The organism is Nitratireductor aquibiodomus (assembly GCF_900105565.1).
Classification (GTDB): domain Bacteria; phylum Pseudomonadota; class Alphaproteobacteria; order Rhizobiales; family Rhizobiaceae; genus Nitratireductor; species Nitratireductor aquibiodomus.
Genome location: NZ_FNSL01000001.1, coordinates 1,938,294 through 1,950,151, shown reverse-complemented (window position 1 = coordinate 1,950,151; position 11,858 = coordinate 1,938,294). Strand labels below are relative to the sequence as shown.

General features: G+C 63.6%; 14 protein-coding genes. 5 read left to right on the top strand and 9 right to left on the bottom strand.

Going from position 1 to position 11,858, the window contains the following annotated elements; all coding sequences use genetic code 11:
• The first annotated feature begins 1 nt into the window (after position 1).
• Genes mtaB through BLW55_RS09255 form a run of 3 tightly spaced genes read left to right on the top strand, consistent with a single transcriptional unit; the run spans position 2 to position 3,578 of the window.
• Entirely contained in the window at positions 2 to 1,285 is a 1,284-nt protein-coding gene (gene mtaB / locus BLW55_RS09265; protein ID WP_090328485.1) for a tRNA (N(6)-L-threonylcarbamoyladenosine(37)-C(2))-methylthiotransferase MtaB, read from the top strand.
• Positions 1,286 to 1,290: 5 nt separating this feature from the next.
• Positions 1,291 to 2,928: a signal recognition particle-docking protein FtsY gene (ftsY, locus tag BLW55_RS09260; protein WP_090328482.1), complete on the top strand. Its 1,638-nt coding sequence runs from the start codon at positions 1,291 to 1,293 to the stop codon at positions 2,926 to 2,928.
• 2 nt (positions 2,929 to 2,930) lie between these two features.
• The gene (locus BLW55_RS09255) at positions 2,931 to 3,578 is read left to right on the top strand and encodes a septation protein A (protein WP_090329936.1); all 648 of its coding nucleotides are present in this window, start codon (positions 2,931 to 2,933) and stop codon (positions 3,576 to 3,578) included.
• Between the two features lie 51 nt (positions 3,579 to 3,629).
• On the opposite strand, the gene BLW55_RS09250 is transcribed toward BLW55_RS09255, so the two are convergent.
• From BLW55_RS09250 to tsaD, 8 genes are all read right to left on the bottom strand, one after another.
• The gene (locus BLW55_RS09250; protein ID WP_090328480.1) at positions 3,630 to 5,318 is read right to left on the bottom strand and encodes a SulP family inorganic anion transporter; all 1,689 of its coding nucleotides are present in this window, start codon (positions 5,316 to 5,318) and stop codon (positions 3,630 to 3,632) included.
• A 128-nt stretch (positions 5,319 to 5,446) separates the two neighbouring features.
• Complete coding sequence (locus tag BLW55_RS09245; RefSeq protein WP_090328477.1) at positions 5,447 to 5,719, bottom strand: helix-turn-helix domain-containing protein; 273 nt, start codon at positions 5,717 to 5,719, stop codon at positions 5,447 to 5,449.
• Between the two features lie 78 nt (positions 5,720 to 5,797).
• Positions 5,798 to 6,205 carry a DUF1761 domain-containing protein gene (locus tag BLW55_RS09240; protein ID WP_090328475.1) on the bottom strand — a complete coding sequence of 136 codons (408 nt, stop codon included), beginning with the start codon at positions 6,203 to 6,205 and terminating at the stop codon, positions 5,798 to 5,800.
• Positions 6,206 to 6,260: 55 nt separating this feature from the next.
• A complete protein-coding gene (locus BLW55_RS09235; RefSeq protein WP_007008393.1) occupies positions 6,261 to 6,917 on the bottom strand; it encodes a class I SAM-dependent methyltransferase in 657 nt (218 codons plus the stop codon).
• Positions 6,918 to 6,927: 10 nt separating this feature from the next.
• Complete coding sequence (locus BLW55_RS09230; protein WP_007008392.1) at positions 6,928 to 7,353, bottom strand: EVE domain-containing protein; 426 nt, start codon at positions 7,351 to 7,353, stop codon at positions 6,928 to 6,930.
• On the bottom strand, positions 7,353 to 7,649 hold the full coding sequence (locus tag BLW55_RS09225; RefSeq protein ID WP_007008391.1) for a YciI-like protein: 297 nt from the start codon (positions 7,647 to 7,649) through the stop codon (positions 7,353 to 7,355). Before BLW55_RS09225 ends, BLW55_RS09230 begins: the two co-directional genes overlap by 1 nt.
• Positions 7,650 to 7,665: 16 nt before the next feature.
• On the bottom strand, positions 7,666 to 8,652 hold the full coding sequence (locus BLW55_RS09220; protein WP_007008390.1) for an NAD(P)H-dependent glycerol-3-phosphate dehydrogenase: 987 nt from the start codon (positions 8,650 to 8,652) through the stop codon (positions 7,666 to 7,668).
• The gene (gene tsaD, locus BLW55_RS09215) at positions 8,649 to 9,734 is read right to left on the bottom strand and encodes a tRNA (adenosine(37)-N6)-threonylcarbamoyltransferase complex transferase subunit TsaD (protein WP_090328472.1); all 1,086 of its coding nucleotides are present in this window, start codon (positions 9,732 to 9,734) and stop codon (positions 8,649 to 8,651) included. Before tsaD ends, BLW55_RS09220 begins: the two co-directional genes overlap by 4 nt.
• A gap of 94 nt (positions 9,735 to 9,828) precedes the next feature.
• Here tsaD and hemC point away from each other — a divergent pair, with 94 nt between their 5' ends.
• Entirely contained in the window at positions 9,829 to 10,758 is a 930-nt protein-coding gene (hemC, locus tag BLW55_RS09210) for a hydroxymethylbilane synthase (protein WP_090328469.1), read from the top strand.
• A 1-nt stretch (position 10,759) separates the two neighbouring features.
• Positions 10,760 to 11,476, top strand: a complete 717-nt coding sequence (locus tag BLW55_RS09205) for a uroporphyrinogen-III synthase (protein WP_177175059.1) — start codon at positions 10,760 to 10,762, stop codon at positions 11,474 to 11,476.
• Here the strand turns inward: BLW55_RS09205 and BLW55_RS20880 are convergent.
• A complete protein-coding gene (locus BLW55_RS20880; RefSeq protein ID WP_210184097.1) occupies positions 11,473 to 11,685 on the bottom strand; it encodes a TonB-dependent receptor in 213 nt (70 codons plus the stop codon). The two genes, BLW55_RS09205 and BLW55_RS20880, sit on opposite strands and share 4 nt — an antisense overlap.
• Positions 11,686 to 11,858: the final 173 nt, after the last annotated feature.

Genomic DNA, 11,858 nt, shown 5'->3' with positions numbered 1-11,858 from the left:
AATGGCGGTGGATGTTCTGACATTCGGTTGTCGGCTCAACGCCTACGAATCCGAGGTCATCAAGCGTGAGGCCAAGGATGCCGGGCTTGAGGAACTGGCGGGCGGGGCGGTCGTCGTCAACACCTGCGCCGTCACCGGCGAGGCGGTGCGCCAGGCGCGTCAGGCGATCCGCAAGGCGCGTCGCGAGAACCCGGACGCCCGCATCATCGTCACCGGCTGCGCGGCGCAGACTGAGCCCGGCACCTTCGATGCCATGAACGAGGTGGATCTCGTTCTCGGCAATGAGGAAAAGCTCAAGGCCCACAATTACCGCGCCCTGCCGGATTTCGGCGTGAACCAGTTCGAGAAGGTGCGCGTCAACGACATCATGGAGGTGCGCGAGACCGCATCGCACATGGTCGAATCCATTGAGGGCCGCGCCCGCGCCTTCGTGCAGGTGCAGAATGGCTGCGACCACCGTTGCACCTTCTGCATCATCCCCTATGGCCGGGGCAATTCGCGCTCCGTGCCGATGGGTGCCGTTGTCGATCAGGTGCGCCAGCTCGTCGGCAATGGCTATGGCGAAGTGGTGCTCACCGGCGTGGACCTGACAAGCTTCGGAGCCGATCTGCCGGGCAGCCCGCGCCTTGGGCGTCTAGTGGCAACCATTCTGCGCGAAGTGCCGGAGCTGAAGCGCCTGCGCCTTTCCTCCATCGATTCCATCGAGGCGGATGACGAGCTGATGCGCGCGCTGGCGGAGGAAGAGCGGCTGATGCCGCATCTCCATTTGTCGCTACAGCATGGCGACGACATGATCCTGAAGCGCATGAAGCGCCGCCATCTGCGCGCCGATGCCATCGAATTCTGCGAGCAGGTGCGTGCGCTCCGGCCCGATGCGGTGTTCGGCGCCGACATTATTGCCGGTTTCCCGACCGAAACCGATGCCATGTTCGAGAATTCGCTGAAGATCGTCGAGGAATGCGGGCTCACGCATCTCCACGTCTTCCCCTTCAGCCCGCGCGAGGGCACGCCGGCAGCGCGCATGCCGCAGCTCGACCGCGCGCTGGTCAAGGAGCGCGCCGCGCGTCTGCGCGCCGTGGGTGACGCCGCCTATGCGCGGCATCTCGCATCGCTTGACGGCACCCGTCAGCGCATTTTGATCGAGCGGCCCGGGCTTGGCCGTACGGAGGGATTCACGCTGGCCGCGCTTGAAGGCGGTCAGCCGGGGCAGATTGTCGGGGCGCGGATCACCGGCCATGACGGGGAGCGGCTCACTGCGGTCGCTGTCACACAGGAAGCGGCTTAGCAGGCATGGCGTTCGGATTTATCAAAAAGGTCTTCTCGTTCGGCAAGAAAGAGGTTGAGGAGACCCCGCCCGACGAGGTCACCGAAACCGAAGCGCCGGAGGCAATTCCCGCTTCCGAACCGTCTGAACCCTTGACGGAAGAACCGCCGACCCCTGAAATCGTTCCAGAGCCAGAGCCAGAGCCAGAGCCAGAGCCAGAGCCAGAGCCAGAGCCAGAGCCAGAGCCAGAGCCAGAGCCAGAGCCAGAGCCAGAGCCAGAGCCAGAGCCAGAGCCAGAGCCAGAGCCAGAGCCAGAGCCAGAGCCAGAGCCAGAGCCAGAGCCAGAGCCAGAGCCAGAGCCAGAGCCAGAGCCAGAGCCAGAGCCAGAGCCAGAGCCAGAGCCAGAGCCAGAGCCAGAGCCAGAGTCGAAGGCCGAAATTTCAGACGCGACGCCCCCGCCCCCTTCTCCCCGCGAGCGGGGAGAAGGTCAGGATGAGGGGCAGCGCGACGCCGACGACATCACGCCTGCAGCCGAAGCCGCGCCGACACCGTCCACCGACGACGCTCGCCCGTCATCCGGCCCTTCGGGCCACGTTCTCCCCGCCCCTTCGACGGGCTCAGGAGGTGAGAAGGAAGCGGAGCACGTCGCCGAGGCCGCAACTGCCGCTGCCGCCGGCAAGATCGCCGTCTCCAAAGCAGTCGAGCGCGTGGAAGAGAAGGCTCCCGAGCCGGAAGCGCCGCAGCCGCGCAAGCCATGGTTCCAGCGCCTCCGCGAGGGGCTGTCGCGTTCATCGCGCGAACTGCGCGATTCCATCGCCGGTGTCTTCACCAAGCGCAAGCTGGACGATGACACGCTTCAGGATCTGGAAGACGTTCTGCTGCGTGCCGATCTCGGTCTTGAGACGGCCATGCGCGTCACCGACGCGCTGGCGTCGGGCCGTTACGGCAAGGATGTTTCCGGTGAAGAAGTGCAGGCCGTCATGGCCGAGGAAATCGAGAAGGTGCTGGCGCCGGTCGCCATGCCGCTCGAACTCGACCTGTCGCACAAGCCGCATGTCATCCTCGTGGTCGGCGTCAACGGCACCGGCAAGACAACCACCATCGGCAAGCTGGCCGCAAAGCTCACCGAGGGCGGGCTCAAGGTCACGCTGGGGGCCGGCGACACGTTCCGCGCCGCCGCGATCGAACAGCTCAAGATCTGGGGCGAGCGCACCGGCTCGCCTGTCGTTTCCTCAAAACTCGGCGCGGATGCGGCGGGTCTTGCCTATGATGCCTATGAAAAGGCGAAGGAAGCCGGCTCGGACGTGCTGATCATCGACACCGCCGGTCGTCTCCAGAACAAGGCGGAGCTGATGGCCGAGCTTGAGAAGATCGTGCGTGTGCTCGGCAAGCACGATCCCGATGCGCCGCACACCGTCCTCCAGACGGTGGATGCGACCACCGGGCAGAACGCCCTTAATCAGGTCGAAATCTTCCGCAATGTTGCCGGCGTCAACGGTCTGGTCATGACCAAGCTCGATGGCACGGCGCGCGGCGGTATCCTTGTTTCCATCGCCGCCAAACACAAGCTGCCGGTCTATTTCATCGGCGTCGGCGAGCAGGTCGACGATCTCGAGCCCTTCTCGGCGAGTGATTTCGCCAAGGCGATTGCAGGAGTTCAGTGAGCGTGAGCGAAAAACCCGTCTTTGAACGCGACCCCGCCGACCCGAAGCGCAAGGAGATCAACCCGCTCTTAAAGCTGGTGCTGGAGCTGGGGCCGCTTATGGTCTTCTTCTTTGCCAATTCGCGTGGCGAATGGCTGGTGGAGCGTTTTCCCGCACTGGGCAATCTCGGCGGTCCTCTCTTCGTTGCGACCGCGCTTTTTATGGCCGCCACGGCCATTGCGCTTACAGCCTCCTGGGTTCTCACCCGCACCCTGCCCATCATGCCGCTCGTTTCGGGCGTGGTGGTGTTCGTGTTCGGCGCGCTGACGCTCTATCTGCACAGCGAAATCTTCATCAAGATGAAGCCGACCATCGTCAACACGCTGTTCGGCGTGGTGCTTCTGGGCGGTCTCGCCTTCGGCAAATCGCTGCTTGGCTATGTGTTCGATTCCGCCTTCAAGCTGGATGCGGAAGGCTGGCGCAAGCTCACCCTGCGCTGGGGCCTGTTCTTCATTTTCCTGGCGGTGGTCAATGAGGTGGTGTGGCGGATGTTCTCCACCGACACCTGGGTCGCCTTCAAGGTGTGGGGCATCATGCCGATCACCATCCTCTTCACGATGAGCCAGATGCCGCTCATCATGAAGCACTCGCTGGAAGAGCCCTCGAAGTAAGCCAGAGCATCGGCCCGAAAAACGGAATCGATTATCGGGAAGCACGGCGCTCTAGTTGGCGGCATCCCGCCTTGCGGCGGTGATGGCGTCGTCCAGCCGGCTGTAGAACCGGAGTGCGGGTGGCCGCATCCCGTGGGTGCGCAGCAATTTGCGCACCGGCTGGCTTGCCCCCGCGAGATAGACATTCGTTCCCTGCTGGCGCGCCTTGCGCACGAAACCTTCAATGGTCGCGGCCGCCGTGGAATCGAGAAAGCTCACCGAGCCGATGTCGATGACACAGGCTTTCGGCTGGCCGCCAATCCGGTCGAGTGCAGCCCCCACCGCAGCCGCTGCGCCGAAGAAGAACGCGCCGGCAATGCGATAGACAACCACATCGTCATCCGTCGCGTTCGCCGCCGAATAGGGGCCTTCGCCGCTGTCTGGCTGGTCGGTCAGCGATGAAACGCCATGCTCCACGCGCACCGCTTCCGACATGCGGTGCAGAAAGAGCAGCGCGCCGAGACCGAAGCCCACCAGAATGCCCTCCGTCAGGTCGCGGAAAACCACCAGCAGGAACGTCACCAGAAGCACTACCGCATCGCCCCATGAGGAGCGCAGCAGTGCTGCGAACTGGTGCTTCTCCGCCATGTTCCAGGCCACCACTGCCAGAATGGCGGCAAGGGCTGCAAGCGGGATGAAGCGCGCCAGCGGCGCAGCCACCAGCATGAACGCCAGAAGAAACAGCGAATGCAGCATGCCCGAAACCGGCCCGCGTGCGCCGGCCCGCACATTGGCTGCCGTGCGTGCGATGGTTCCGGTCACACAGAAACCGCCAAACAGCGCCGAACCGATATTGGCCGCGCCCTGCGCCACCAGCTCGCTGTTGGAGCGGTGCCGGCGTCCGGTCATGGAATCGGCCACCACCGCCGAAAGCAGGCTCTCAATGCCGCCCAGAAGCGCAAACGAGAAAGCGGCGGGCAGTACCGCCATGATCTTTTCGGTGCTCAGCTCCGGCAAATGCGGAGCAGGCAGCATTTGCGGAATGCCGCCGAACCGCGAGCCGATGGTTTCCACCGGCAGGCCGAGCGCCCAGGCGACCAGCGTGGCCGCCACCACGGCGATCAGAAAGCCCGGCCAGTGCGGCCGCCAGCGGCGCAGCCCGACGATCACCGCCACCGAGCCGAGCGCCAGCAGAAGTGCTGCGGCGTTCACCGTCGGCGCGGCCTCCGCCAGCGCCTGCAGTTTTGGAATGAAAGGCCCGGGCTCCGCGCCCGTCAGCGTCAGGCCGAAGAAATCCTTGAGCTGGCTCGTCAGGATGATGACGGCGATGCCGGAGGTAAAGCCAACCGTGACCGGGTAGGGCACATATTTGATGAAGGTTCCCAGCCGCAGAAAGCCGATGGCAAGCAGAATGAACCCGGAGAGGAAGGTGGCGAGGATCAGCCCGTCAATGCCGTGCGCCTGCACCGTGGCGAAAACGAGCACGATGAACGCGCCCGCCGGACCGCCGATCTGAAACCGACTGCCGCCAAGCGCCGAAACCAGAAAGCCGCCGACAATGGCCGTATAGAGCCCGCGCTCCGGCGGCACGCCCGAAGCGATGGCGATGGCCATGGACAAGGGCAGCGCGATGATCGCGACCGTCAGGCCGGCAACGATGTCGGCCTTGAGCGCACCAAGGCCATAGCCCTCGCGAAGCACGGTCAGCAGTTTGGGCGTGAAAAGAGCAGTGAAGCCGGGGCGCGTGGCGCTCGCCTGCATGGGAAAGCCTCATACCATCGGCAGCGGAAGGCCGTCGGCGGATTTGCAGGCGGACGCCGTTGCGTTCTCATCGTTCCCGCAGTTCCGGACGCAAAACCCGTTCCCACTTTTGCTGGAACTGCGTTGTCTCAGACGGTTTTCGCCTTTGCCGGGGTTGGCTCTCTGAAGCGTACGCCGCGTCCAGTGCCGAAGCTGGGTGCATGGTCGCCGATCAGCTCGATGCCGGCTGCCCCCAGCGCCTCGACCACCTTGGAAAGCGTGTCGACCACACCGCGCACATTGCCTTCGCTTGCCTCCATCCTCTGGATGGTCGGCAGGGAAACGCCCGAAAGCTCGGCCAATTGCTTCTGGTCGATGCCCAAAAGGGCTCGGGCGGCGCGCATCTGTGCTGCGGTTATCATTGGCGCTCCGTCTTTCGATGCATATACTATGTCTGATAATTGATGTCTAGAACATCAATACTGATGTTCTGAATCCTATCAAGTGCCGAAAAGCCCGATGACACCGCCCATAATGAGCGCGACGCCCAGCCAGTGGCCGGCGTCAATCAGGGTCAGGTCCCAGCCAAAGCCTTCATAGCGCTGGTTGACGGCCACCGTCGTGGCCATGAAGCCCAGCCAGATGAAGGCGCCGGACACGATACCATTCCAGAAAGTGACCTGGTCTGTGCCCAGATGACCGATCACGCCGGCCAGCACCCAGGCCATGATCAGTTCGGCGACGAAGGAGGTGACGAAGAGCGAGGGCTCCATCCTGGCGTCTTCGGGCTTGATGCGAGCGGCCTTCATCCATGGTTTGCCGAGCGCGCCGTAATAGACGGCGCCGAACATGAACGCTGCGATGGCGGCAACGAGGATGGCGAGATAGTTGAGACCGGCGAAATCCATGGGGTTCTCCTCACATGTCCAGCAGGGCGGATTGAACCCGCACTCCACAAAGCGGTCAAGCGAATTGCCAGACGGTAGTACGCTTCACCTCTGCGTCTTCGAGCGCACGGGTCACCGGCACGATATAACTCGCCAGTTCGGCAAGGTGTTCGCGCGGCAGGTAGCTCCGGCCGGGGTCGCCGACAATGACCGTCGCGCCTGCTTCTGACAGGCGCTCGAACCATGGCACCAGCGTGTCGGCCATCGCCCGGTCGTAGAAAACGTCGCCGGCAAACACCACATCCCATTTGCCTGTTGCGCCGGTGAGGTCGTCCTGCGTGGTCTCGAACTGCACATCGTTTGCTGCCATGTTCAGCGCGCAGGCCGGTGCGCTGAACGGGTCGATGTCCGCCGCCAGAACATGTTTCGCGCCTGCCTTCATGGCGGCAATGGCGACAAGCCCGGATCCGGTCGCAAAGTCGAGAACGGTTTTCCCGCGCACGGTTTCGGGATGGTCGAGAATGTAGCGCGAAAGCCCCTGACCGCCTGCCCACGCGAAGGCCCAGAAAGGCGGGGGCAGGCCGATAGCGGCAAGCTCCTCCTCGGTGCGTTGCCACAGATCGTGTGCTTCATCGGCCAGATGGAGCGCGATCTCCGGCACATGCGGCGGGCGCGTCAGCGCCGTGTTGGCGCGGATGAACGCCGCCGCATTGTCCGGGGTGATGCGCCGCACGGGGAAAGGCTCAGGGCGCCTTGTCGAGGCCGCCCATGCGGCAGATCTCGGCCCATTCGTCTGGCCGCACCGGCTGCACGGAGAGCCTCGAATTGTTGACCAGGATCATTTCCGAAAGCGCCGGATTGGTCTTGATCTCGGCCAGCGTGACCGGGCGGGGCATGTCCTCGACGGCGCGAATGTCCACGCATTCCCAGCGCGGGTCATCGGTGGTCGTGTCGGGATGCGCCAGAGCGCATACCTCCACAATGCCCACCACGGAGGTCTCCTTGACCGAGTGGTAGAAGAAGCCGAGATCGCCGAGCTTCATCTCGCGCATGTTGTTGCGTGCCTGGTAGTTGCGCACGCCGTCCCACTGTTCGCCCTCATCGCCCTTTTTCTTCTGCATCTCCCACGACCATGTGGAAGGCTCGGACTTGAACAGCCAATAGGCCATCACGCATTCTCCGGATTGTTGAAGACCCAGTTCCAGGCCCGTATTTCAACGGATTCGAAAAGGCCCGCAAGAGCATAGGGGTCGGCTGCGGCGATCAGTTCCGCTGCGGCCTTGTCCTCGGCCTCCACCGCGACAAGGCTGCCACAGGGCTTGCCGTCATCGTCAAGGAATGGCCCCGCAAATTTCAGGGCACCGTTTTCGTTGAGCCCGTTGAGATAGTTTACATGGTCTGGCCGTGTGCTCATGCGCGTTTCCAGATGGCCGGGCTTGTCCCGGCAGATGATGGCGAAGATCATGATTTTCCCCCTTTTGTCAGGTTTCGCTTTTTAGAGGACGTGAAAGCAGCGCTTCCATGGCGGCCAGCACAGTCAGCCTGCCTTTAAGAAGCTCTGTCACGCTTTCGATAATGGGTGCTTCGAGGCCGCGTTCGCGCACGATGCGCGCGGCGATGCCGGCCGTATGGGCACCTTCGGCTAGTGGTCGGCCTTCAAGGCTCTCACCGCGTCCGAGCGCTGCTCCATAGGCAAAGTTTCTCGATTGCTCCGAGCCGCAGGTCAGGATCAGGTCGCCGAGCCCCGAAAGCCCCATCAGAGTGTCAGGCCGCGCTCCGAAGGCTTCGCCGATGCGCCGCAATTCCACGAAGCCACGGGTGATGAGCGCTGCCGAAGCGCTGGCGCCAAGGCCTGCACCATGGGTTGCGCCGGCGGCGATGGCTAGAACGTTCTTCAACGCGCCGCCAATCTCAACACCCGTCAAATCGTCGGTCGAATAGCAGCGCAGGCGCGGCGCGGAGAGCTGTTCGGCGAGCGTCATCGCCAGACCGGCATTTTTTGCCGCCACTGTCACGGCGGTCGGCAGGCCGCGCGCCAGATCGCTGGCAAAGCTCGGCCCGGACAGCGCGGCCACAGGGTTTTCAGGCAGCATCTCGGAGGCGATTTCGGACATGAGCCTGCCCGTCTCGCGTTCGATGCCCTTGGCGCATAGCACGACGGGGACGCCCTTCGGCACATGCGGGCCGGCATCGGCAAGAACCGCTCGCAGGGTCTGCGCTGGCGTCACGGCAAGAATGCAATCGGCATTCTTGAGTGCATTCTCCATGCTGCTCGTTGCAGCAAGCTGCTGATCAAGCTTCAAGCCGGGCAGGTAGCGTTCGTTGATGTGATCGGCATTGATCGCCTGCGCCAGCGCCTCGTCGCGCGCCCAAAGTTTGGCGCGGTGCCCGCCTGTGAGCATGGTCGCGCCCAGCGCCGTTCCCCACGCACCCGCACCCAGAACGGCGATGGTCCATGGTGTTCTCATGCCTTTGCTCCACGTTTGCCCGCGCCGAAGAGTGGGGCCGATGCCTGATCCAGCGGCCAGCGCGGGCGCGGGGCGAAGCCGAGGGTGTCTTCCTCTTCAAGGCCTGCTTCCAACCGTTCCAGACCGGCCCAGGCAATCATCGCGGCATTGTCACCGCATAGGCGCAGGGGCGGGGCGATAAGCCGGAACCCGGCATTGCCGCAGAGCGTGTCGAGTGCCGCGCGGATTGCCTGATTGGCCGCCACACCGCCCGCCACCACAAGGGTCGGGGTGTTGAGACCGGGGTGCGTTTCTCGGAAGCGGGCGAGACTTCGAGCAACCCGGTCGGTCAGTGTTTCGGTCACCGCCTGCTGGAATGACGCACAAATGTCGGCGATGTCTTTTTCAATGAGCGGTGCAAGCACGGTGGCCTCACGCCGCACTGCCGTCTTGAGGCCGGAGAAGGAAAAGTCCGGCCGAGCCTCCCCCTTGAGCGGACGCGGAAAGGCAAAGCGTTTCGCATCGCCGCCTGCGGCAGCCTTTTCCACGCTGGGGCCGCCGGGATAGGGCAGGCCGAGAAGCTTGGCGGTCTTGTCGAATGCTTCGCCCAGCGCATCGTCAATTGTTGAGGCCCAGCGCTGATAGCGCCCGACACCTTCCACATACACGATCTGCGTGTGCCCGCCGGAAACGAGCAAAAGCAGATAGGGAAAATCGATCCCGTCCGTCAGCCGTGCCGTCAGCGCATGGCCTTCCAGATGGTTGACGGGAATGAGCGGCTTGCCGCTCGCCGCCGCGATCGCCTTGGCGGTGGTCAGCCCCACGATCAGCCCGCCGATCAGGCCGGGTCCTCCCGTTGCCGCGATGCCGTCTATGTCTTGCAGCGAGAGGCCGGCTTCATCCAGGGCCGCCTTTATCACCCCGTCCAGCGCTTCCACATGCGCGCGCGCTGCGATTTCCGGCACCACGCCGCCAAAGGCCGCATGATCCGCGATCTGGCTCAGAACCACATTGGACAGGATTTCGGTTTTCTCGCCCGATTTTTCGATGACAGCCGCCGCTGTCTCGTCGCAACTCGTCTCGATGCCAAGGATGCGCGTCATTCAGCCTTACCCGCTCATGTTGCCGTCGCAGCCAATCCCCGTTAGGGGTGTGATGCATCCGGTTCGGATGCGGGGTTAGCACGGACATGACGGCATGCAAACTGATGTGGTGAAGATCGGAACGCGCGGAAGCGCTCTGGCAGTGGCTCAGGCGGCAGAGGTGCGCGCGCGCCTCATGGCGGCACACGGCCTGCCAGAAGAGGCGTTTGAGATCGTCGTCATCTCCACCACGGGCGACCAGATTCAGGACCGCCCGCTCTCGCAGGCCGGCGGCAAAGGGCTTTTCACCAAGGAAATCGAGGAAGCCATGCTCGATGGCCGCATCGATCTGGCCGTGCATTCCTCGAAGGACATGCCCACGGTTCTGCCTGATGGTCTGGAAATCTCTGCCTTTCTGGAGCGCGAGGATGTGCGCGATGTTTTCATTGGCCGCTCCATTGCAAAGCTCGAGGATCTGCCGCAGGGCGCAAAGCTCGGCACCTCGTCGCTGCGCCGTCAGGCGCTGGTGCTGCGGCTGCGCCCGGATCTCGACGTCGGCATGTTCCGTGGCAATGTTCAGACGCGCTTGCGCAAGCTGGAGGAAGGTGTTGCTGAGGGCACGCTTCTGGCGCTTGCCGGGCTCAACCGACTTGGCATGCCGCATATAGCGACCGAGGTGATGGACCCCGAACGCTTCCCCCCAGCGCTGGGGCAGGGCGCGATCTGTATCGAAAGCCGCATCGGTGATGCACGCATCGGGCCGATGATCGCCGCGATCCATCATGCCGAAACGGGCAATGCGCTGCTTTGCGAACGCGCTTTTCTCGGCGCGCTTGACGGTTCATGCCGCACACCCATTGCGGGCCTTGCCCGCATTGAGGGCGACAGGCTGCGTTTCTCGGGCCTGATCCTCACGCCTGATGGCCGTGAGACCCATGAGATCGCTACCGAAGGCGCGGTTGTGGATGCCGTGCGCCTTGGCGCGGAGGCAGGTGCGGAAATCCGTGAGAAGGCCGGAACGCGGTTCTTCGACAGCTGGCAGTAAGATGCGGCGGGTGCTGGTCACGCGCCCGGAGCCGGGCGCTTCGGAAACGGCAGCCAGGCTTGTTGAGATGGGGTTCGAGCCACTCGTCCTGCCGCTCACGGAGACCGTGCCGCTTCACCCCGCCCTTTCCACCGGGAGTGTGGATGCTGTGGCTGTCACCAGCCCCAACGCCATCCGCCATGCACCGCAATCCATCTTCGACGCTTTGAGAGGTAAACCCGTCTTTGCTGTGGGTCGCCGCACGGGTGACGCAGCGCGTGCTGCCGGGCTCAATGTGGTCGATGACGAGGCGGGCGATGCGGAGCGGCTGGCAACGCGCATCGACGCCGCTTTCACTGCTCCCGCCCATGCAACGGTGCTTTGCGGGCGGGTGCGCCGTGACGTGCTCGAAACGCGGCTTCTTGAGGCCGGACACAGGCCTCGTCTTATCGAGATCTACGACACTCTGCCGTTGACGCCGACCGACGATGAAGTGCAGGCGTGTCTTGGCGATCATCCTGTCGATCATGTGCTTGTCTATTCGGCCAATGGTGCAGTACGGCTTTCCAGTCTCCTGGAACGTCCTGTTCTTCAGCACTGCCTCCACGGTGCGTGCTTCTACTGCCTTTCTTCGCGGATCGCCGGGGCTTTGAGGGTGGAAGCAGGGCTGGAGGTGGCTGTCGCCGACTTCCCGTCGGAAGACAGTCTCCTGGCTCTACTGCCGGCTCTCAGGGGTTAGAATTTTCTGGCGACTGTCAGGTTGACCGTGCGCCGGTCGCCATAGAAGCAGTCGCCGTGTGCAAGGCAGCTCGACACATAGGTCTTGTCGAACAGATTGCGCGCGGCCAACGTCACATCCCAGGTCTCGCCGATGTAGCGCAGGCCGAAGCCCGCCTTGAAGCCCTCCCAGTTTCCCATTGGCCGGTAGCTTGCCCATGCCAAGGCCATGTGGCCGGGGACCGCTTTTATCACGTTATGGGGCGTCACTTTTAGACGTGTGTTGTGCGGGAAGCACAGCATTTTGTTGAGAGGCCGCGTGGGGTGCCCTAAAGACGCGCTCTCTTTTGTCGCTGCCCCTGTTTTCACCACATCCGGGTGTGATAGGAACTTATATGCACTGC